Consider the following 21694-nt stretch of genomic DNA (forward strand, 5'->3'; position numbering starts at 1 on the left):
CCGAGTTTCACGCTGGATCACTAGCCGATCGCGCTGCCGAACAGGGTAGGTCGGTTGATGGTGGGCGGAACCTGGGGAGATCTGCAGCTGCGGGCGTGCAGTTACGCTCCATGTGCCGCGACAAGACGTAGCAAAACGTTAACGTGTTCGCATTTTACGGAAATTAGCAATCGCTGGCGGGGCGGTAGTTTCAAGCGTTAATTGCAAGCTAACGTTCAAACGCAGACCCAAATTGATGACGACATCGGAGCAACAGGTTGATTGTTTTTGTTGCCTTGGACATGCTATGTGCCTACATCTCATGATCGGGACTGCGAATGGTAAGTGTTGAAACAGGCATCCTCATCACGGGTGTTCTACTGCTGCTGGGTATCGCTTCGAACAAGTTTTCGTCGCGAATGGGCGTGCCCGTGCTGGTGCTGTTTCTCCTCGTCGGAATGCTGGCGGGATCCGAAGGCATCGGCGGAATTGAGTTTGAGAATTACACGATTGCGAATGGCATCGGTACCATTGCGTTATGCGTGATCTTGTTTGACGGCGGACTTCGCACACCCTTTCACACGATCCGCTCGGCTTGGAAGCCCGCAGGGATGTTGGCAACGTTGGGTGTGTTCATCACCGCGTTGATTACCGGCCTGGCGGCGGCCTGGATCCTGAAGCTATCGATCTTAGAAGGCTTGCTGTTGGGCAGTATCGTCGGGTCGACCGACGCGGCGGTGGTCTTCACAGTGCTGCGCGGCGGTGGCGTGAATATTCGTCGCAGACTGGCCGAGACGCTTGAGGTGGAAAGTGGGTCCAACGACCCGATGGCTATCTTCTTGACCGTTGGACTGATCCAGGTGCTTACAGGCACCGTGCCCTTCGGGCTCGGCCTGTTGAACTTGTTCGTCAGCCAAATTGTCTTTGGCACCATCGCCGGTGTTCTCGTTGGGGGCGCGGGGGTTTGGATGCTGCAGCGCATTCGTTTGGACGCCGCAGGGCTGTACCCGGTTTTGGCCACCGCGTTAGGACTGGTTTCCTTTGGGTCGGCGGCAGCGTTGGGAGGCAGTGGTTTTCTCGCGGTGTACCTAACGGGGATCGTGATTGGCAACCGACGGCCCGTTTTCTTCCGCGGGATCCTGTTGTTTCACGATGCCGCTGCTTGGATTTGTCAGATACTGATGTTTATCGCATTGGGAATCTTGTCGTTTCCAAGTCGTCTGTGGGACGTGGCCCCACAGGCACTCATGATTTCAGCTGTGCTGATGTTCGTCGCGCGGCCAATTGCAGTGTTCGCCTGCGCGTCCCCGTTTCGGTTTTCCGCTCGCGAGCTATTGTTTTTATCGTGGGTGGGTCTGAAAGGAGCCGTCCCCATCACGCTCGCGACATTCCCGATGTTGGCGGACCTCTCCGGTGCTCCGCTCATTTTCGATACAGTGTTTTTTGTCGTCCTCATTTCAGCGCTGGTGCAAGGGTGGTCGCTTCCTACGGTTGCCAAGTACCTGAAGCTGGTTGTCCCGACGCGACGGCCGCCTCCGGTGACACTGGAGATCAGTTCGCTACGAAACGTCGAAGCGGACATTGTTGAGTATTTCGTCGACGATTCGTGTCACGCCGCTGACTGCATGATTAAGGACTTGGCTTTGCCTGCCGGGGTCGTTGTCGCCCTGATCGTACGCGATGAACGAATCATCCCGCCGCAAGGCCGCACTCAGATTGAAGTGGGGGACCATGTCATTGTCGTACTCAACCCTCAGGTCCGCACCATGGTCGATCGTGTGTTCGCGCACGGACAGCAGCCATTGACCAGCCTGCCGACGGCGCTGGAGTTTCCTCTTCGCGGCTCGATCACGGTCGGTGAAGTGGAGCGATTCTATGGATTCAACCTGCATGGCAGGCCCGAGGAAACGCTGGATGAGCTGATGCGTGAACGACTGGGTGAGGGAGGTGTCCGCTTGGCAGCGTCGTCGCGTTTTGAGCAGATCGAGTTAGTCGTTCGCGAGTTATCGGCCTCGGGATTGATCGAGCATGTAGGAATGGTCATTTTGCCTGAGCCCGAAGTATCGGACGTACCTGCGCCGGAGCCATCACCAACGGCCGCTCCGGGCATTCCGTCATCTCATGGAAAAGCCCCGAGCGATACACCTTAACTGCGATCAAGGGCACGTTTAGGAGCACCAACGCTTTTAGCTTGTCGAGACGGTGAGTTGGTCCCATGAAAGGAGCAATTCTGCTACGATGCCAACGCAATTGCCAGCCCTTTCTGAACGGCGAATGACGAGTAAGCAATTCCAAGTACACCGCGAGTCGAAGGTAACCCGATGAGTTTGTGGCTAGTCCGTCCCCTCCTTTGTACCTGCGTATTGGCGGCGGTGATGGCAGAAAATCTGGGGGCTGCCGAGGCACGGAGGTATGCCAGCAGTGACTCGGACGCCGGCTATGTCCACTGGATCGATCTCTACGACACGTCGAACCGGAAGATCACCGCAGACTCGACGCTACCATACTCTCCGCAAAATACTTGCGGGCGTTGTCACGACGAGCAAACAATCTCGCATGGTTGGCACTTCAACGCGTTCGCGTTGGGGAGCACACAGGGGCGTCCGAGCGAGCCCTGGATTTGGGACGACGCCCGCACCGGAACCCAGCTTCCCCTGTCCTACCGAAGTCAGCCCGAGACGCAGCGCAGTACCTTCGATCCTCGCGACATTGGCCTCACGCCCTGGCGAATGGCCTCTCAGTTTGGCGCCCGTTTTCCGGGCGGCGGTTTTGGTACCCCAGAGCAGGCCGCCGGACCCGCCCCAGAGACAGCCGAAAACACAGACGACTCGGAATCGCCTATCCCGCAATCTCCGCGTTGGGATTTCTCAGGCAACCTGGAGATTGACTGCATGGTCTGCCACGCGACGTCAGGGCAATATGATTTCGAATCACGTCGCCATCACATCGACGACGAGAACTTTGCCTGGGCACCCACCGCTGCCATGCACCTCGCCACCGTCGAAGGCAGAGTCTCGCGGATCAAGGACGATGCCGACCCAGAAGACGAAAAGACTCAGGCGGCGTTACCGAAGTTAAGTTACGACGCAGAGCGATTCGCACCCGACGGAACAGTTTTCTTTGATCTGGTTCGCGAGCCCGACAACAATGCTTGCTACCAGTGCCATACCACCGTGCATGTCAACGATGACGGGATGGAGCCGGCCTGGATTCATGATGAGGACGTGCACCTGCGAGCGGGCATGAAATGCGTCGACTGCCACCGGAACGGACTCGATCACGACACGGTTCGCGGTTTTCCAGGTGAGAAACGCGCCGACGGTTTTTCCGTTAGCACATTGTCCTGCCAGGGGTGTCATTTAGGTGAGGAAAGCTCTGGCCTGGCATCGGAGAAAATCACGTCCCGCGCCGGCCGGTTGGGGTCCCCCACACCGCTCCATGCAGGACTGCCTCCCGTGCATTTTGAGCGTCTGTCCTGCACAGCATGTCACTCGGGTGCAGTGCCGCGCGACGAAGCGACCCGAATCATGACCTCGTTGGCACATTCACTGGGTGCGAAGGAGCGTCGGACGGGCTTTGAGTCACCGCAGATCCAGGGGCCGATCTACCGTAAGCTCGCTGACGGAAAAATTTATCCCGAGCGGATCATGTGGCCAGCTTTTTGGGGCATCCTCGAGGGTGATGCGATCACGCCGCTCAACCCAGACGATGTCTTCGAATGGACGCGCCGGCCGCTGCGAGTGCGGAAGAGCTTTATCGAAGAACTCGCAAGTGATCCGGAGAAATTTGATGAGAAGGTAGGTGCATCTCTCGCCGCGATCGAGACAGAGACGGGAGCGGAGCAAGCGGTGTACGTCTCCTCGGGAGCTGTCTACGGCCGCCTCGAAGACGAAGCGGGCAACTTCTCTCTGGAGTTGTTACCGGGTGACTTTGGTGCAGCTCAACCAGTGTCGTGGCCGATTGCTCACAACGTGCGTCCAGCCGGTTGGGCGCTCGGTGCAGCCGGTTGCGTCGAGTGCCACTCCGACGAGGGCAAGATCTTCACTTCGGTCGTCAAGCCGCTCGGGCCCGCTCCGCTTGACGCAGAACCAGTCACCATGGCCAGCCTTCAAGGCTTAGACGCGGCTCAACTAATGCGTTGGAATCAGCTTTTCGCTGGCCGATCAAGTTTTAAAGTCCTTGTGGCGATCTCGCTGGCAATTTTGTTCGTGATCATGTTGATCGGCGTCGGATCGGTCGCAGGACTGTTGACGCGTCGGCTATCGTCGGAGGGAGAATCAAAATCATGAAACGTATTTTTCGAATCCTGGTGGCGGTTGCATTGCTGACGGTCATCATGGCTTTGCTGGTGACGTCGGTGGGCCGGCACCCGCTGCACGGCGCCCGCTTGATGTCCCATATGTTCGCCAGCGGTGTGCTCGTCGTCATCTTGCCTCTATTTGCGATCGTTTGGTTGAGTCCGATGTTTGACGCAACTAAGCGAGGTGTGTCGCTCAGGATCGGATATTGGGCGGTGCTGCTAACTGGTTTCCTGACAACGGTCACCATGTTTCTTTCGATGCTGCCCATCGCCGGGACCGATCAGCTCCAACAATTGATCCTCATTCATGGTTATGCTGGTTTAGCCATGGTGGCAGCAGGCGTCCTGTTCGCTCTTGGTTGGTTGCTATCAAGTCGAACGCCATTACATCCTTCAATTAAAAGTAGTATCGATGACAATTAAGCTCTGGTTGACCGGCGTTCTCTTGATGGCATGGAGTTGCACACCAGCCCGTTCCGCCGAAGACGTGGCGGCTTCCGCTGATGCCGATTCGAGCATGGTCGTTCGCGCCGCGGTCGATGACACAGGTCCCGGGTGGCGGTCTCTCGTCGAATCTGACTTCACGGCCGTCAACAGCGCTGAAAATACTTGGTCTTGGTCCGACGGCACGCTGCATTGCACCGGGAAGCCCGTGAGTGTTCTGCGAACCAGCAAGCCCGTGAAGAACTTTGAACTGGTTGTCGAGTGGATGCATGAGCGAGCAGCCGGAAACTCGGGAGTCTTCGTTTGGACCACGCCAGAATCGATCGAGAAACTCACCACCGACGGTAAGCCAGGGCTGCCTGCTGGGATTGAAGTCCAGATACTGGATCATGGGTACACGGACATGATCAAGGCACGCGGACAAAATTCAGATTGGTTCGGCACCAACGGCGACGTGTTCCCCGTGCGAGTCAAGATGACACCGTTTCCACCGCTGTCACCCGATGGCAGCCGCAGCTTCCCACGAAAACATTTGGCGAAAGGGCACGGCAACTGGAACCAATACTATGTGCGGGCGATCAATGGCGAAGTTCGATTGTGGGTCAACGGAGAAGAAGTCTCCGGAGGGACGAACATCGAGCCGGCCGAAGGTTATCTTTGTTTAGAAAGCGAAGGTTCGCCAATTCAATTTCGCAAGCTCCGTATTCGCGAGTTGCCCTAGCTGGACAGCGCCACTTTGGATGGGTTCCCTCGCAATTCGCTAGGTTTCCGAACGGATTAGCCGTTTTGGCGCTAGCCACGGTTTTTCTCGTAAAAACCGCGGCTAGCGCCGTGCGGCTAATCCAAAGTGGCGCTGTCCAGCTAGGAGCCGCGTCAGAGGGTAGTTTCCCCCTTCGATTAGTGATCGTCGCCAATTCCTTGAGCATGCTGTGTGACTCGCACCATCGGGACCGAGGCTTCGCTCGATATGCTGGTCCCGGAGGGGCCGAGTGTTGATGCGGTCTCGATCGTCCGATTTCAGCGCAGCCGCTGCTGAGGCTTATTCGCTAGCGAGTGTTGCCACGACGGCGCGATGATCCGATGGCCAAGCGCCAAGTTCAATATCGGCGCCGCCTTGTTCCCCCACTGTCGCGGCGTGCATCGTTGTTAGCCCATGAGGGCTGACAAAGATGAAATCGATGCGGTCGTGATGGTCGTGTGGATCCGATATCGACGTGGTCGTCGTCCAGGTCAGCCCCGGCTCCACAACTTCGTTGGGGTAAATTGCTCGCCAAGCATCAACCATTCCCACCTCGGTAACCCGCTGAGTTGTCGGAAACTCTACTTTAAGCGGGCATTTTCTCGTCGCCGCCGCCCGCTCCGTCCAATCTTGATGAGACGGCTCGTTGAAGTCACCGGTTAAGATCACTGGCTCCCGCATGTCGAAACTGATGCGCAGCTCTGCCAACAGGCTGGTCAGTTCGCTTCCACGAGCCTTCTGGGCTGCATCGATCGCTTGTGATTCGGTCTCTAAGAAAGGGGCATTGGCGTAGGGGATTCTCAGCAATTGGTAAGGCTGATAGGGAGCATGAGGAAAATGCACATTGAAAAACATCAACTCACGCCCCGGGGACAGCTCGATCTTCGCCCCCCATTTCTTGGGCGTGCTGGCAAGAATTGGGAATCGGCTCAAAATCCCCGTGCTGCCGCCCTGGTCCAGATAGTGCCAACCCATCATCTTCGCAATTTTTGCTCCGTTGTCTGGTCGTACGCCATCGACGGCCCGACCGAGCGTTTCCTGAAGACCAACAATGTCCGCTTTCGCCAGGCGAATCGCATCAATTGATTTTTCCAGCGGCTCACCGCCCGCCTCTCCGCCATGCCAGAGATTGAACGTCATCACGTGTAGTTCGGCGGCGAGCGAAGTCTGCGCGGACGTCAGTCCCAAACACAGTACAGCGAGGGTCAGCAACAGCGTTTTAGTCATGAATCACTTTGCTCTTTCCGTTGGGACATAAGGGCCGTTGGAAAATAAGGGACCTGCCAAGATAGCGATTTTCCGCGCCGCCGTGAGTAGTGTATCGGCAACGAGCTGGAACGAGCGAAGCCGCACGCGAGTTCCTGCCTGATGGAACAAGGCGATATACTATCACGTGTTGATTCTTCGTTCCGTGTGGTCGCAATCATCGGCTCTCGTTCCACATTCTCACTTCGACGAAATGCTTCTTCCTCAGATACTGCGATATGAAATTATTGGTACTGCCTCCAATTGTTCTGCTTCTATTGATCTCCATCGCGAGCGGGGAGGACTTAGTCATCAGTAATTGGACAGAGCATGGCCTCTCGCCGGAATCGCGAGCATCACTTGAATCTCATTTGTTCGAGAGTGTCGATGAAGGCAACGTCCCGGGCGGTTCAATCCTGATCTTGCATGCAGGCGAAGTGATTTTTCGGAAAGGATTCGGATACGCACACCTTCGCCACGAGCGACCGTTCTCTGCGGATGCGCCGTTCCGGATTGCCTCGCTTTCAAAATCCATCATCGCCACACTCACGGTCATTCTCGATGAGCGGGGCGATCTCGATTTAGACTCACCCATTGACCGCTATCTGCCGTCCGCGAGCAGGTTGCGTCTAGGGTCGGGAGCTCAGCCCGAACGATTGCCCACGATCGCCGAGTGCCTGAAACACACTGCCGGGTTCATCTCCGACTACGACGACGGCGGGCGACCCTGGCTGGTGTACACCGGACGAGGAAAATCGCTGGCAGAGGTGGTGGAACTCGAGATCGAGATGCCGATGGCTCGCCGTCCAGGGGAATCGTTCGCCTATAGCGGCATTGGATACGACATTGTGGGGCGAGTGATCGAAAAGGTGTGTGATCAACCACTCGACGAAGTGCTGCAGCAGGAGCTTTGCCAACCCCTGGGCATGCTCGACACGACGTACTTTCCGGACGAGAGAACACGCCAGCAGATGCCAAGCTTCTATTGGCAATGGCGTAGCGACGGTCACTTTCGCCGTCAGCTCGATCGCGAGCAGATACCCCGTGATGAATACAAGAGTGTCGGCGGCGGTATCGTATCGACCCTCGATGACTTGGCACGTTTCCTACTGTTGCATCGCAACCGCGGACTTGTGGGCAATGAATCCTTCGTCGACCCCATCACTCTCGAGCGGATGTATTGGCGGCAGAAACCGGGGGCGTTCTACGGACTCGGGTTCACCCTCGGTCCGCAAGCGGACGATGCGCTTCCGAACTGGATTTTCCACAGTGGTTCGTCGGGCACGATGATGTGGTGGGATCGTCAACGCGACGTGATTGCAATCATCGCGACGCAGCATCGCCGCAGTGCCGGCGAGCAGAAGCCTGGAACGCCAGCTCAGATTTCGCTCGACACGCCCAGTTGGCAAGCGATGACGAAATCTCAATGGATTGATCCCATCCTCGAGGACATCGAAATCGTCGAGCGTCCAAACACTCGTTCTCGCTAGCCCCGCCAACGAAATGAGCCGGCACCACTCTTCGCGCCCCTGAGCGCGCTGGCAACTGGCTGAATCCAATTTCCATCATTGCTCCTATTAAACCTTTCCTCCTTGTCCTAGGACGACCATCAGAATGATTTTAAAACTCGCACGTCTGGCCGCTCTGTGCACCGCCTTCGTCGTCTTCACGACGCCGTCTTCGGCTGGTGATTTGGACTGCAACTACGATAGCGGTGCAACGCTTCGGCATCCCGTGGTTTTGCTCAGAGGTACTGTCGATGGGGATTCCGGCCGCGGGCAGTCCCCTCAGGTCAGAGTAGGAAATTCGGTCGCGCCGTGCCTATGGCGGGAGCAGCAGTTCAAAGCCTTGGTGCGATTAAACGAGGGTGAGAACACCATTTCTGTGGGGGACCGAACGCTCGTACTTCACTATCGCCCCTCGACGAATCCCCACTATGTGCGATTGATTTGGATGACGGATTCGACTGGCGAGACCGACTTTGCGACGCCCGCGGAACAAGGGCCACAAGACTACAAAGAAAAATTAGCGACTGCAGCCGAGCTGATGCAGGCGTTCACAGCCGACCGGATGATGGCGCTCGGATTGCCACCACAAACATTTCGTTTGGAGAGGGATGAAAACCTTCGGCCGGTGGTGCATACCTGGGCGCAACCCCAGACAAAAGACGCTTACTATGCACTGGACTCGCAAGCCTGGTGGCATGATGTGCGTAAGTGGATCGACCGTGAGCATCCTGACGCCATGGCGAAGAACGTCGTCTTGGCAGCCTACACACGCAAAGATCCCGAGTCAGGCGAGATGCTGGCTCACACAGCCTTGGGCGGTGCCAACCTAGGCCTCTTCGGCAGTGCATCGGTGTTCAGTTGGCCCAGTTCACTCGATCAAGCGTTCTCATGTTTTCAAGACTCCTCCGCATATGCAACTACCGCAATCCATAATGACAGCAATGGACGGAGTGTGATCTGGGGATTGGCCTCAACAACGATCGGGGCAACGCTGCACGAATTGTCCCACGCGTTCGGATTGCCTCATTGCGAGGACAACCTGTGCATCATGACGCGTGGTTTTGACTATTTCAATCGCGCATTCACCTTCGCTGACGCCCCGAGTGATCGGAACCGCAATGCGCTCGCATTTGAACCGCATCAGGAAGCTCATTTTGGAGCCGAGTGCACAACTCAGCTGGCAGTGTCTCCATGGTTGCGAGCGGAACAGTCGCCACCAACGAGCCGTTAGTGAATGTGAATTCGCAGAGTACGTTTAACTGCTGCCGGCTTGCGGCGTCGATTGGGGGAGCTTGCTAGGAGCGAGCATGGAAGCTATTATTCCCGTGCACAAACGGTTGTGCAGCGATGACGCAAAATAATCACTCGGGCCATGTCATGGCGATGGAAGCCTCCTCCACGATCACCCTTAGCGACGTCGCGCAGGCTGCGGGCGTGAGTGTTTCGACCGCCTCACGCGCCCTCAACGGGTTGGACGCGAAGTATCGGATTTCCAGATCGACTGCCGAGGAAGTCCGACGAGTGGCGGGCGAACTTGGTTTCCGGCCTAACCAAGCGGCACGCGCCTTTCGCTCGCAGCGTAGCGGTTTGGTCGGGGTGGTCGTCCCTGACATCGCCAACCCGTTTTTCGCCGCGATCGCCCGCGAAGTTACGCTCGCTGCCGAGCAACACCAGTACTCAATTTTGATTGCCGATAGCCAGGAGTCCACACTGCGTGAGCAAAACCTGCTGCAGGAGTTTGTCTCACGGCAAGTCGAGGCTCTCGTTGTCTGTCCTGTCGGAGTCGAGTGTCAGCATCTTGTTGCGATTCATCAGTCGAACTTGCCGTTGGTGTTGGTCGATCGAGTATTCCCTCAATGCGAGATGATGCAAGTCACTTCGCAGCATCGGACCGGTGCACAGCTAGCTGCAGAGTTGTTGTTGGCCAATGGGCACCGCCACATCGGAGTGCTGCAAGGTCTGCCCGGTACCTTGCCGAATGATGAGCGTTTGCAGGGGCTGCGAGAGACACTTCATTCGGTAGGCATTCCTTTCGACTCGGAGTTCGTCGATGGCAATAACTTCACGGAGGTTTCCGGCTACGAGTCTGCCACGCGGTTGCTATCGCGACACCCTGAGATTACTGCATTCTTTGCGTTAAGCACTCCCAATGCACTCGGGGCGCTGAGAGCCTCAGCCGGTCTGGGACGGAGTGTTCCCGATGACCTATCAATCATGACCTTCGACGACTCACCTTTTGCTGATTTTATGCGGATCCCGTTGTCAACGGTTTGCCAAGACGTTCAAAAGCTGGGTGAGCAAGCGGCATCGATCGTCGTATCCGCATTGCGTGATGGGAAGATGCCACCGCCTACACTTCAACAATTTCAAGTAACTGTTGTTCAGCGTTCCTCCATTGAAAGTGCCCGATTATGAGACGAATGGTTTTTTCGACAATTATCACGCCTTCCGCGATCCTAATAGGAGCGATACTGGCAATCACTGTTCGCGCCGACGATTCGCTCCAGCGTCCTGTGCCGTTCATCTTCGATACCGATATCGGAAACGACTGCGACGATGTCCTGGCGATGGGGGTGATCCATGCGTTGCAGTCACGCGGCGAGTGCAAGCTACTCGCCGTGACGACGACAAAGGACCATGAGCTGGCGGCTCCTTTCGTTGACGCCATCAATACTTTTTATGGACGCGGCGACATTCCAATTGGTGTCTGCCGCAGCGGAGTGACACCTGGCGCAGGTCGGTTCAATATTCTCGCCGCCGAACGTGATGACAATGACTTCCGCTATCCGCACGACTTGGTTTCTGGCCAAGAGGCACCCGCTGCTGTCGCCGTGCTGCGCAAAGCGTTGGCTTCCCAACAGGACGGTTCGGTGGTGATTGCGCAGGTGGGTTTCTCAACCAATCTGGCAAACCTGCTCGCATCATCTCCTGACGAACACAGCGACCTCGATGGGAAATCATTAGTCAAGAAAAAGGTGCGGCTGCTATCGATCATGGCGGGAGCGTTTACCACCGACCACCGGGAATACAATATCGTGAAAGATATTCCCGCCGCAAAGATAATTGCTTCGCAGTGGCCTACGCCGATTCTGTGGAGCGGATACGAGGTTGGGCTGGCCCTGCCATACCCGCACGCCAGCATCGAGCTGGATTACGCCTACGCGCCGCATCATCCGCTCGCCGAAGCATACGTTCTGTACAATCCGCCGCCACATGATCGCCCAACATGGGATTTGACATCGGTGCTGCAGGCAGTTCGGCCCGACCATGGCTATTTCGATTTGTCCGCTCCAGGCCGAGTCTCAGTGGCTGACGATGGCCGGACTACCTTTTCCGAAGAGGACAATGGACGCGACCGATACTTGATCATCGGCGACCACCAAAAATCTCGCGCCATCGAGGCGTTGGTTCAATTGTCAAGTCAGCCTCCAACGCAACAATGACCGTACGAACGCCCAAGTTAGTCGTCCTTGGTTCTATCAACATGGACTTGGTCGTCCGCTGCACCGCGATTCCCACCCCGGGGCAAACCGTCATGGCGAGTTCGTCGAACGAGTTTTGCGGTGGCAAAGGGGCCAATCAAGCAGTCGCGGCATCGATGGTCAATGCGCAGGTCGATATGATCGGCTGCGTTGGCAGCGACGCTTTTGCGGACCGGCTGATTGAAAACCTGCGTCAGCACCGCGTCGGTACTGAACACATTGAACGATCTGGTGAAGCCTCAAGCGGCTTGGCAGTGATTGCTGTCGATGATCGCGGTCAAAACTCGATTATGGTCGTGGCCGGTGCCAATGCTTGCATCACCCGCGATCAAGTTGAGAATGCACGCGCGCTGATTGCTAGTAGTGATGTGTTATTAGTACAGCTGGAAATTCCTATTGAGGCGGTACTCACAGGAATCCAGATCGCCAAGGAAGAGGGCGTTCGCGTGATTCTCGACCCCGCTCCTGCACTGACACATTGTCCTGCGGAGTTGTTTCAGGTCGACTTGATCTGCCCCAATGAGTCCGAGGCCGCTGCGATGGTAGGTCACGCCGTCGATACTTACGAAACCGCGATCTCAGCAGCTCACACGCTGCAATCGAGAGGAGCGTTGCATGTTGCGGTGACAATGGGTGACAAAGGGACGATATTGCTCACCGGAAGCGATCACCATGTCGTTCCCGCTTTCGACATCAATGCAGTGGACTCGACCGCAGCTGGCGACGCATTCGCGGGCGCTCTAGCGGTCCACTGGTCTGAGCACGGTTGTCTCGTTGACGCCGTACGATTTGCCAATGCAGCTGGCGCCCTCGCGGCCTCCCGCCGCGGTGCTCAATCGAGTATGGCGTCCTACCACGAAATTGAAACGCTTTGGAGAACGAAGAAATGAGAGCTGGTCTTTTGATATTGGTACTGCTATGTGGTTGCAGTGCTCGGGATACCGATCGAGATGCCTCCGGTCACGCGGGTGCAGGTGCTGGAAACAATAAGCCTCGCGTCGCCCTGATTATGAAATCGTTGGCGAATGAGTTTTTCTCAACCATGGCTGATGGCGCGACCACCCACCAACGTGAACACGCCGAACAGTATGACCTTGTCGTCAATGGCATCAAGGACGAACGTGACTTGAGTCGCCAGGTGGAGTTGGTACAAGAGATGGTCGCAAGTGGAGTGAATGCAATCGTGATCGCGCCAGCGGATTCGAAGGCACTGATTCCAGCACTCCGACGCGCAATGGCCGCCGGAATCGTGGTCATCAACATTGATAATAAGCTGGATGAGAAGATGCTTAAGAGCGAGGGGCTGAGTATCCCTTTCGTCGGACCAGATAATCGAGCGGGCGCCCAAGCAGTCGGCGACTATTTGGCTGGAAAGTTAACACCCGGGGACGCGGTCTGCATTTTGGAAGGACTGCAAACCTCCGAAAACGGTCAGCAGCGTAAGGCGGGGTTCGAAACCGCGATGAACGAAGCGGGCATGAAGATTGTCGATAGCCAGTCCGCAGAGTGGGAGATGAGCAAAGCGAACACGATCGCCTCATCCATGTTGAGTGAGCACCCTGAAATCAAAGCAATCCTCGCTGCCAACGATAGCATGGCAATGGGAGCGATCGCGGCTACCAAGAGTGTCGGTCGGGCAGGTGACGTGTTGATCGTCGGCTTCGATAACATCGCGGCTGTCCAAGAGGCGATCCGTGGTGGGAAGATACTGGCGACGGCAGACCAACACGGTGATCAGCTGGCTGTCTTTGGCATCGAAGCGGCACTGAACTCACTGTCCGATGCTGAGACCGAGCTGAAGAATGTTGAGACACCCGTTGACTTAGTGACAGCAGAGTCGCTCGCGAATGATTCCGCGTCCGAGGAGCTCTAACGGGGCACACGACTTCCGTAACTGGCCAATCGACATAAGCGAACTGTTCACTTTGGACAGAGGCTACTAGCACCTGCCCTCTAGAATTTGGCCCCTAAAATCTGGTCCCTTGGTAACACTGGGCTGAAGGAACACTCAGCAACCGAATATATGGATCCACCACCACCTCTGCTCGTTGTCGATCGGCTCATCAAACGGTATGGGGCCGTGACGGTATTGGACGACGTGCACCTTGGAATCGCCGCTGGTGAAATTCACGCGCTGCTGGGAGCCAATGGTGCTGGAAAGAGCACGCTCTGTAAAATTATCTCCGGGCTAACTGCAGCATCCGGCGGGGCGATGCAGTTCGATGGCCTGGAGTATGTTCCCCGGGACAAGCAGGCCGCCGAAACGCGTGGAATCCAAATTGTACAGCAGGAATTGAACCTGATTGGATCGTTATCGGTTGCCGAGAATTTACTGCTGACCAGAATGCCGATCCGCTATGGATTCATCAATCGCCGTTCATTACATCACCAGGCTCGCGTGGCGTTAGACCGTCTCGGTCTGTCGGACATTGATACTCATGCCAAGGTTGACTCGCTAGGAGTTGGCCACCAACAGATGGTGGAAATTGCTGCGGCTCTGGATCAACAGTGCCGATTGTTGATTCTCGACGAGCCAACCGCTGCACTTAGCGGTCGAGAGACAGATCGATTGTTTGAGCACCTCCACAAACTCAGGGACCGAGGTGTCGCCGTTATCTACATCAGCCATCGATTGCAGGAGGTTTCGCGGCTTGCCGATCGCGTCACATTCCTACGAGATGGCAAGGTGGTCTGCACCCGTCACACGTCGACGCTCAGCACTCCGGAAATGGTCGAATTGATGAGTGGCGATGATAGCGTCTCTCATCTGAGCAACTTCCGTTCTTACGCGACCGAGCGCACTGCGCTGCGGGTCGTTGACTTAATCCGCGACAACGTCGTCAAGAAAGTTAGCTTCTCCGTTCACGATGGCGAGCGATTGGGGATTGCTGGGCTGGTCGGTTCGGGTAGAACCGAGCTGTTGAGAGCAATTTTTGGTGCCGATCCTTGCACCTCCGGCGAAGTTTATTTACGAGATCAAACTCAGCCCTGTCAGTTCCGGCATCCCGCCGACGCGGTGAGGGCAGGCATCGCGATGGTCACCGAGGATCGCAAGCAAAACGGCCTCCTCTTGCCTCAAGCCATTCGGGTCAATGCTTCTCTCGTTGTCCACGGGCAATCTGAGCGCTGCGGTGGTAGCTGCATGATGGAGGCCCCCGCGGGCCAGGCAATGACTGATCGGGATGTCGTCAGGCCGCATTCCCTACGGAGAAGGCTCAGTCGTTTTGGATGGATTTGCAAGGCCCGTGAGCAGACCGCCGCAAAGCAGACCGTGGAGCAGTTGGAAATCCGATGTGCATCCATCGAGCAATCGGTCGGCACGCTGAGTGGCGGGAACCAACAGAAGGTCGCGGTGTCGAAGTGGCTGATGCAGGACGCGAATGTTTTTTTCTTCGATGAACCTACTCGGGGAATCGATGTTGCCGCGCGACAACGTGTTTACCACCTGATGGAATCATTGGCGGAGGCTAGCAAAGCGATTGTGATCGTGAGCAGTGACCTCGAAGAACTTCTCGAGACGTGTGACCGGATTGTAGTGATGTCCGCCGGCAATTTGGTCGCGGAGTTTTTACGTGAGAATTGGTCGCGTGACGCGATCATGCAAGCAGCGTTTTCGGGATATCTAACAAGCGAGACAGCATGAAAACCACAATGCTTCAGTACGGCGGATTGGTCGGGGTGCTCGTCATCCTCATCGTGTTCTTCAGCCTCCAAAGTCAAAGTTTCTTTCAGCCCAGCACGGCGATCCTGATCGCGAATCAGATTCCTGAATTGACATTGATTGCGGTCGGTATGACGTTGGTGTTGGTGATTGGACAGATCGACCTCTCGGTTGGGTCAGTGATGGCGTTGTCGGCGGCGGTGTTGGGCACACTGATGTCCAATCACGACTGGCCTCTGTGGGCTGCCATTCCCGCATGCCTGGTGACTGGTGGCGTTTGCGGATTGTTAACAGGAACGATTTCAGTTTGGTTTCGCGTCCCCTCGTTTATCGTTTCGCTGGGGATGCTGGAGATTGCCAGGGGGGCGACGCGGCGAATCTTAGACTCAAACACTCTTTCAATTGGGCGTGACATTGCTGTTGTCAGCGAACCGATTGACTCGCTGCGATTGTCACCCATTTTCCTGGTTGCGTTGATCAGCGTAGTCGCGGCACAGCTGCTACTCACTCAAACGGTTTTTGGACGCTTTTGTGTCGCGATCGGAACCAATGAAGAGGCGGTGCGGATGTCGGGGATTCGCACCAAGCCTTACGCGATCGGAGTATTTGTGATCAGTGGGGTGCTGTGTGCTCTGGCGGGACTGGCGCCCACTTCGTTGATGGAGGCTGCGGATCCAGGTGCAGGAATTGGGATCGAATTGGCTGCCATCGCCGCGTGCGTGATCGGCGGCACGAGCTTGATGGGAGGCCGCGGAAACGCGATTAGCACTCTGTTAGGTGTCTTGATTATCGCAGTCCTGCAAACAGGACTCAGCCGCATGTCGGTTGATGATGAAAATAAACAAATCGTAACAGGCACGGTGATTATCGCTGCGGTTCTACTCGATACGCTACGACAAAACTGGAACAGAGGTCGTCAATAGCGTATGAGGATCGGCGATTGCGGTCACAGTATTGCGAGCGGATTCCGTTTCGCTTCCAAGGTTCCTCGGGTGACGCCCACGCGATTGTCGGCTGCCAAAGTTCGCCATACGTCAGGGCCGCTGACCTGACCGTCGAGTAATTGACGATATAATCGCACCATTTTCTCAGCTTGAGCTGCCGACTCATCGAGCAGTTCCACTCGAAACCAACCGATTTGGCGGTTGATCAATGATCCGACAACATCAGCAGCGCTTTGAGGAGTGGCGTTGAAGAGTGTGTTGCGACATGCGATATCGGCTTGCAAGACATGCATCTTGCCAACGCGATCCCGCAACTGCACCACGTGTCGATCGCAGGGACGACCGCAATTGGTTTTATTGGTTCCTGGCGATAACACACTGCAGAACACACAGTGCTCCATATGAAACATGGGCATGTGTTGGTGCATGACCACTTCGATCCAACTGCCGGGCGTCGCGGCGATGAGGCTGTCGAGTTGATCTGCATTGAGATCGTAGGATGCGGTAACTCGCTGAACTCCTCGCCCGATCAACCATTCCGCCGCACGATGGTTGGCAACATTGAGGGAGAAATCAGCCACCGTTGGAATACGTGCCGTGACGGCGGCGTCGATGGCGGCTAGATTTCTCGCCAAAACACCGTCAGGCTCATATTTCAGAATCTGTCGGATCAGGCCCATCTCGCCAGGTTTCTGCATTCGAATCGAGGCAATCCAGGTCGACACACCAGCCGCCCGACCGATGCGCACGGCATCACGATGAATTCGGACGTCGTGGAAGTCCGCGATCACGTTATCAACTCCCATCCCAACCGCCGTTTCGAGTTGTTGCAGGGTTCGGCAAAGTACCGCTAGTTTGGGTGCGACATCGCCCGCTCTCTTCGCATCATCTCGCATACCCCGGATCAACGATTGCCCTCGCTGCACGTCGACGTGGCGAACGGGGCATTCTTCAAGCTTTTTCCCAAGTTGCTCCACGACTTCCCGCCGAGCCGAGTTGATCATCGCAAGCGGAACGATGGGGGCGCCTGAGATCTCGGCGTCCAACCGACCAAGATGAAACACCGTTCCGCCAAGTCTGCCGAGTTTGTCGATAAGCACCTCGCGCGTAATCGCATGCTTGCGCGCGGGTTCGAGAGGTGAGTCAGAGATCACTTCGACGTGAATGGGCTCGCTGTCTTCGTCATGCGGACTCGCGGGTACAAATCCTGTCATTCGCAGCGGTTCGCCCACTTTCGCCTCGACGCGAAAATCAATGGGGCGAGTGCGTCGAGGCTTTCCACCGAACGTTGCCGCCAGCTTCTTGTTAAGTTTGGGGTCGTCGTTCTTGAACACGATTGCATCGTCTTCAATGCGGAGGAAATCGATGGAGTCGCGTGCAAAACCGATCCACACATCACTTCCCGCCACCGCAGTCTTCAGCTTCTCGTTCGCCCCCTTGCTAGCAGCAGATTTCTGCCGACGATGGTGGAGTGCCAGCGAGTAAATCCGCCCGCCCTGATGATTGTCGGCAAAACCGCTGCCGGCATACGCATCATCACGGGATGTTGGTGGTTGCGAAGCGATTGCGAGTCCATCACCGAGGGAAACATCGGCGGCAAGAGTCAAACGGATTTCGTCTCCGCGAATATCCGCGACTTGGCCGAGTACGATCCCCTGCTTAGCTGCTCGCACTCCCGGCACGAGCCGCTTGTGGTCGTTGCCCTCCAGCCAGCCCGGGGCAAAACCACGCGAAAAGGACAATTCCATTTCCTGCCGATCCTGCGCACTCATGTGTACGACACCTTGAGCGACGGCTTGGTCGATCGCACGGCGGTAGTGCCCTGTGATATTGGCAACGTATTCCGGGGTCTTCAAACGCCCCTCAATTTTCAAGCTATTCACCCCGGCGGCAATCATATCGGGAATCGCTGCGTAGCCCGCCAAATCCTGCGGCGAGAGCAAGTACCTAACGTCGCCGAGGTTCTGATCCTCGCCATCACACACCAGGTCATAGGGCAGTCGGCAGGCTTGGGCACACTGCCCCCGGTTCGCACTCCTCCCGCCGAGAGATTCACTCGTCAAGCATTGGCCAGAATATGCCACGCACAAAGCACCATGGATGAAGGCCTCCAGCGGCATGGACGTCGCCGCGCGGATTTTGCTGATTTCCGCGATCGACAACTCCCGCGCGAGGACAACTCGTGTCAGTCCGAGATCTGCTGCAACGGCGATTGTTTCCGCCGAGGTTAAGCTCATCTGCGTCGATGCGTGAATTTCCAACTCGCTGCAGATCGCACGGACGATTCGAGCCACGCCGAAATCCTGTACGAGAACCGCATCCACCCCGGCCTCAGCGATCGCCGCGACGACTTCGATGAGCGACTGCATCTCGCTAGGAAAAACGAGTGTGTTGAGAGTGACATATCCACGCACCCCCCGGCGGCGAAGCATGTGCATCAATGCGGGCAAATCACCCAAACCAAAATTTGCTGCCCGCGAACGGGCATTGAAGCCCCGGTCGACACCGAAATAAATTGCATCAGCACCGTTTTCGACAGCGGCATCGGCGCAGTCCCAGCTGCCCGCTGGAGACAATAGTTCGGGAGGGGTGATAGCAGGCCGGTTTTCGCGAATAGGTTCCATTTCCTCAGGATACCCGTTAATCGCAGCACGCCCAGAGCCAACTGGGAGATTCGGTGGCGTGATTTTTCGAGTCGAAGGGAAGCGTCTGCGCGGAGCGAAGCCTCCACCACTCGGCCGCAGGTCAGAGACCGCAGCTCCTAAGCTGCCTGGATGAGATGCGTCAGACGTCCGACGATGCGTGGCGCGTCGAAGCTTCGATTGTCCCGGACATGCATCCTCGCGTGTCTGTCCCGTTAGCTGGCATGGCGGAACAACTAAGATCTTCGTATACTGCGTGAAACTCTCCATGAGAAAGGACTCACATGGCCCAGCTTGACGCATTTCAACGACCGATTCGCATTCGCCGCGTCCACAGCGGTTTCACGATTTTCGAGTTGCTCGTTGCGGTTGCAATCATCGGCATCTTGGCGGCGTTGCTGTTGCCGGCGATAGGTGCTGCTCGTGAATCAGCGCGGCGGATTCAGTGTGTAAGCCACCTTCGTGAAGTCGGTTTGGCGTTGCACAACCATCATCATGCGATGCAGCGATTGCCCACAGGATGGAGATTTGACCCATCGAATCGCTCTGCCACTGGATGGGCGGTCGCATTGCTGCCTTATCTGGGGCAAACTGCGCTTGCTGACCGGGTTGATGTAAACAAAACGGTTGACGACCCGGTACATGCGATGGCCCGCGAGACGACACTGGATGTCTTGCTCTGCCCCTCCGATATCGCCGAGCCCAACTTTCGTTTGTTTGCCGAAAGTGAGTTCGGGGGCGATGAGGGGTTGGCTGATCGATGGAGCGGGGCTGAGCCCGAGATGCTGGTGCAGCTTCCGACAGCCAATTACGTTGGGATGTTTGGAACGATCGAAGCGGATGATTCCATCCCGGCTCCGCTGGGCGACGGCAGTTTTCTAGAGAATCGCTCGACCCAATTTCGCGATTTCCAGCGTGGCCTGTCCAACACGATCGTGGTGGGCGAGCGAACGATGAAACAAGTACCTTCGACATGGTTGGGTGTGAGCCTACGAGGTGAGGATGCGGCAGCCCGGCTTGTGGGTTCGGCGCTTGAGGGAATTAACAATCCTCTGGCTGATGAGGCAGATTTTTCCAGCCGACATCCCGATGGTGCCAACTTTCTCTGGGGCGACGGTCACGTCAGTTTCGTAACGCGACACGTTGATTTAGACCAATACCATCGCTGGGCGCGGATACGCCTGGATCCCAACAATCGATAAGACCTGATTGATCACTTTCAAATGAGAGCCAGACGTCATGCCACGCGCATTGAAACAGCACATGGAATTAACGAAATGCGAAGCCGAAGTCATGGACGTCGTGTGGGCGAAGGAATGCGTCACAGTCCACGACGTTGTGGATGCCGTCGACCGTGAATTGGCGTACACGACGGTGATGACGACAATGAAAATACTCGAAGGGAAACAGTTCCTGCTTCGCGGCGAGAAACGAGGTCGAGCGTTCACGTACACCCCGAGAGTATCACGAGAGCAGGTGCGAGCAGGGATGCTGAAGTCCCTGATGGATCAGCTATTTGGCGGCTCGGCCCGATCACTCGTATTGAGCCTTGTCCAGTCATCCGCTGTCTCGCCGGAAGACATTGAAGCGGTCAAGAAAGCTGCAGCCGAACTAGGAGACGCCTAATGGACTCGATGCAGAGTCTGGAGGTTGCCAGTTCCCTGTCCATGCAGCTCGCGGTGGTCGTAACGGCGACGATTGTATTGCAACATTGGCTTGGCGATGCCCGAGCAGCATGCCGACTTTGGACGCTGTGCTTCGTGGGTGTGCTGGGACTCATTGGCGCTGCCTTGCTATTGCCGCACCGGCGCATATTTGACTTTCCAATTTCCGGTGACGCACAAGTCATGCTATTGGTCTTCCGTTGCCAAACCGCCATTGCAACCACCCTGTTGATGATTTGGGCAACAGGCGTTTTTGTGCTGATAACTCGGCGACTTTGGCTCAGTTTCCAACTGAGTCAGTTTCTCTCCGACCAATGCGTGGAACTAGATGTTGCAGTGTGGCGAGGTCGCTTTGGCTTGGATTTCGCACGACGTACGCGTCTGCTCGTTTCGGACAAAGTTCACGGCCCGTTCTGCTGGCAACTGCACCGCCCCACCATTGTCCTGCCCCGAGAGTTGCTCTCGGAGGATGAGGCAACGCTGCGACACGTGCTCCTGCATGAAGTATCGCACTTGCAAACCAGCCATCCAATGCAGCATTTTCTCCAAGGCGTCTGCTCCATTATTTTCTGGTTTCATCCTGCGATGTGGTTCGCCGCAAGGGACGCGGACTTGACCCGCGAGTTCCTCTGTGACGAGGTAGCCGCGACCGCGTCGGGCAAGATCAGTGCTTATCTGCGAACTCTGGCAAAGGTCGCCGAGTACAGCGGAAGCAAGCCCGATGTGGAGGTGCCCCGTGGCACCTTAGCGTTTGGAAACCAAAAGAGTGCCCTGCTGAAACGCAGCGATCGCTTGGTTCGTTTAGCCGGTCACGCTGACCAACCCCATCGATGGCGCGGCCTGGCGGCCACCACGGGATTGCTACTGCTAATTGTCGTGGTCCAGCAGCTTTGGCTGCCGACCAATGTACTCGCATCAAGTCGCAGTCAGTGGTCGCCCTGGCCGACTTGGTCAGCGAACCTATGCCACGATGCATTCGGCATTTGCGTCCGCGATTACGAGTCATTCGAAGCACGCTCGCAACTCCATGAATGGATTTCGCAGTGCGATTCATGACGGGTCAGCCTTATTGATTGGCAATTGCTC

At 56.4% G+C, this 21694-nt stretch carries 17 protein-coding genes; 15 read left to right on the forward strand and 2 right to left on the reverse strand.

Annotated elements, in window-relative coordinates:
• Positions 1 to 317 precede the first annotated feature (317 nt).
• The 4 genes from Poly21_RS07540 (at position 318) to Poly21_RS07555 (ending at position 5444) form a co-directional block, all read left to right on the forward strand.
• Positions 318 to 2129, forward strand: coding sequence for a potassium/proton antiporter (locus Poly21_RS07540; protein WP_146406251.1), 1812 nt, complete (start codon positions 318 to 320; stop codon positions 2127 to 2129).
• Positions 2130 to 2300: 171 nt separating this feature from the next.
• The gene (locus Poly21_RS07545) at positions 2301 to 4268 is read left to right on the forward strand and encodes a cytochrome c3 family protein (protein ID WP_146406252.1); all 1968 of its coding nucleotides are present in this window, start codon (positions 2301 to 2303) and stop codon (positions 4266 to 4268) included.
• Positions 4265 to 4702: a hypothetical protein gene (locus Poly21_RS07550; RefSeq protein ID WP_146406253.1), complete on the forward strand. Its 438-nt coding sequence runs from the start codon at positions 4265 to 4267 to the stop codon at positions 4700 to 4702. The genes Poly21_RS07545 and Poly21_RS07550 overlap by 4 nt, the downstream gene beginning before the upstream one ends.
• Positions 4692 to 5444: a 3-keto-disaccharide hydrolase gene (locus Poly21_RS07555; RefSeq protein WP_302118011.1), complete on the forward strand. Its 753-nt coding sequence runs from the start codon at positions 4692 to 4694 to the stop codon at positions 5442 to 5444. The genes Poly21_RS07550 and Poly21_RS07555 overlap by 11 nt, the downstream gene beginning before the upstream one ends.
• A gap of 318 nt (positions 5445 to 5762) precedes the next feature.
• Here the strand turns inward: Poly21_RS07555 and Poly21_RS07560 are convergent, their stop codons facing one another.
• A complete protein-coding gene (locus Poly21_RS07560; protein ID WP_146406254.1) occupies positions 5763 to 6689 on the reverse strand; it encodes an endonuclease/exonuclease/phosphatase family protein in 927 nt (308 codons plus the stop codon).
• Between the two features lie 257 nt (positions 6690 to 6946).
• On the opposite strand from Poly21_RS07560, the gene Poly21_RS07565 reads away from it, so the two are divergent.
• The 8 genes from Poly21_RS07565 to Poly21_RS07600 all read left to right on the forward strand — a co-directional run bounded on the left by Poly21_RS07565 (position 6947) and on the right by Poly21_RS07600 (position 16281).
• Positions 6947 to 8197 carry a serine hydrolase domain-containing protein gene (locus Poly21_RS07565; RefSeq protein ID WP_146406255.1) on the forward strand — a complete coding sequence of 417 codons (1251 nt, stop codon included), beginning with the start codon at positions 6947 to 6949 and terminating at the stop codon, positions 8195 to 8197.
• Positions 8198 to 8321: 124 nt separating this feature from the next.
• Positions 8322 to 9446 carry a metallopeptidase gene (locus tag Poly21_RS07570; protein ID WP_146406256.1) on the forward strand — a complete coding sequence of 375 codons (1125 nt, stop codon included), beginning with the start codon at positions 8322 to 8324 and terminating at the stop codon, positions 9444 to 9446.
• A 116-nt stretch (positions 9447 to 9562) separates the two neighbouring features.
• Positions 9563 to 10630, forward strand: a complete 1068-nt coding sequence (locus tag Poly21_RS07575) for a LacI family DNA-binding transcriptional regulator (protein WP_302118015.1) — start codon at positions 9563 to 9565, stop codon at positions 10628 to 10630.
• Positions 10631 to 10635: 5 nt separating this feature from the next.
• Entirely contained in the window at positions 10636 to 11658 is a 1023-nt protein-coding gene (locus Poly21_RS07580) for a nucleoside hydrolase (RefSeq protein WP_302118488.1), read from the forward strand.
• A complete protein-coding gene (gene rbsK / locus Poly21_RS07585) occupies positions 11655 to 12587 on the forward strand; it encodes a ribokinase (protein ID WP_146406258.1) in 933 nt (310 codons plus the stop codon). The genes Poly21_RS07580 and rbsK overlap by 4 nt, the downstream gene beginning before the upstream one ends.
• The gene (locus Poly21_RS07590) at positions 12584 to 13570 is read left to right on the forward strand and encodes a sugar ABC transporter substrate-binding protein (protein ID WP_146406259.1); all 987 of its coding nucleotides are present in this window, start codon (positions 12584 to 12586) and stop codon (positions 13568 to 13570) included. Before rbsK ends, Poly21_RS07590 begins: the two co-directional genes overlap by 4 nt.
• Before the next feature lie 150 nt (positions 13571 to 13720).
• Complete coding sequence (locus Poly21_RS07595) at positions 13721 to 15340, forward strand: sugar ABC transporter ATP-binding protein (RefSeq protein ID WP_146406260.1); 1620 nt, start codon at positions 13721 to 13723, stop codon at positions 15338 to 15340.
• Complete coding sequence (locus tag Poly21_RS07600; protein ID WP_146406261.1) at positions 15337 to 16281, forward strand: ABC transporter permease; 945 nt, start codon at positions 15337 to 15339, stop codon at positions 16279 to 16281. Before Poly21_RS07595 ends, Poly21_RS07600 begins: the two co-directional genes overlap by 4 nt.
• Before the next feature lie 23 nt (positions 16282 to 16304).
• On the opposite strand, the gene Poly21_RS07605 is transcribed toward Poly21_RS07600, so the two are convergent.
• Positions 16305 to 18926: a U32 family peptidase gene (locus tag Poly21_RS07605; protein WP_146406262.1), complete on the reverse strand. Its 2622-nt coding sequence runs from the start codon at positions 18924 to 18926 to the stop codon at positions 16305 to 16307.
• A 302-nt stretch (positions 18927 to 19228) separates the two neighbouring features.
• On the opposite strand from Poly21_RS07605, the gene Poly21_RS07610 reads away from it, so the two are divergent.
• From Poly21_RS07610 to Poly21_RS07620, 3 genes are read left to right on the forward strand one after another with little or no spacing between them, the layout of a single operon-like run.
• The gene (locus Poly21_RS07610; protein WP_146406263.1) at positions 19229 to 20146 is read left to right on the forward strand and encodes a DUF1559 domain-containing protein; all 918 of its coding nucleotides are present in this window, start codon (positions 19229 to 19231) and stop codon (positions 20144 to 20146) included.
• 37 nt (positions 20147 to 20183) lie between these two features.
• Complete coding sequence (locus tag Poly21_RS07615) at positions 20184 to 20570, forward strand: BlaI/MecI/CopY family transcriptional regulator (protein ID WP_146406264.1); 387 nt, start codon at positions 20184 to 20186, stop codon at positions 20568 to 20570.
• Entirely contained in the window at positions 20570 to 21664 is a 1095-nt protein-coding gene (locus tag Poly21_RS07620; RefSeq protein WP_146406265.1) for a M56 family metallopeptidase, read from the forward strand. Before Poly21_RS07615 ends, Poly21_RS07620 begins: the two co-directional genes overlap by 1 nt.
• Positions 21665 to 21694 lie beyond the last annotated feature (30 nt).

Source organism: Allorhodopirellula heiligendammensis (assembly GCF_007860105.1).
Classification (GTDB): domain Bacteria; phylum Planctomycetota; class Planctomycetia; order Pirellulales; family Pirellulaceae; genus Rhodopirellula; species Rhodopirellula heiligendammensis.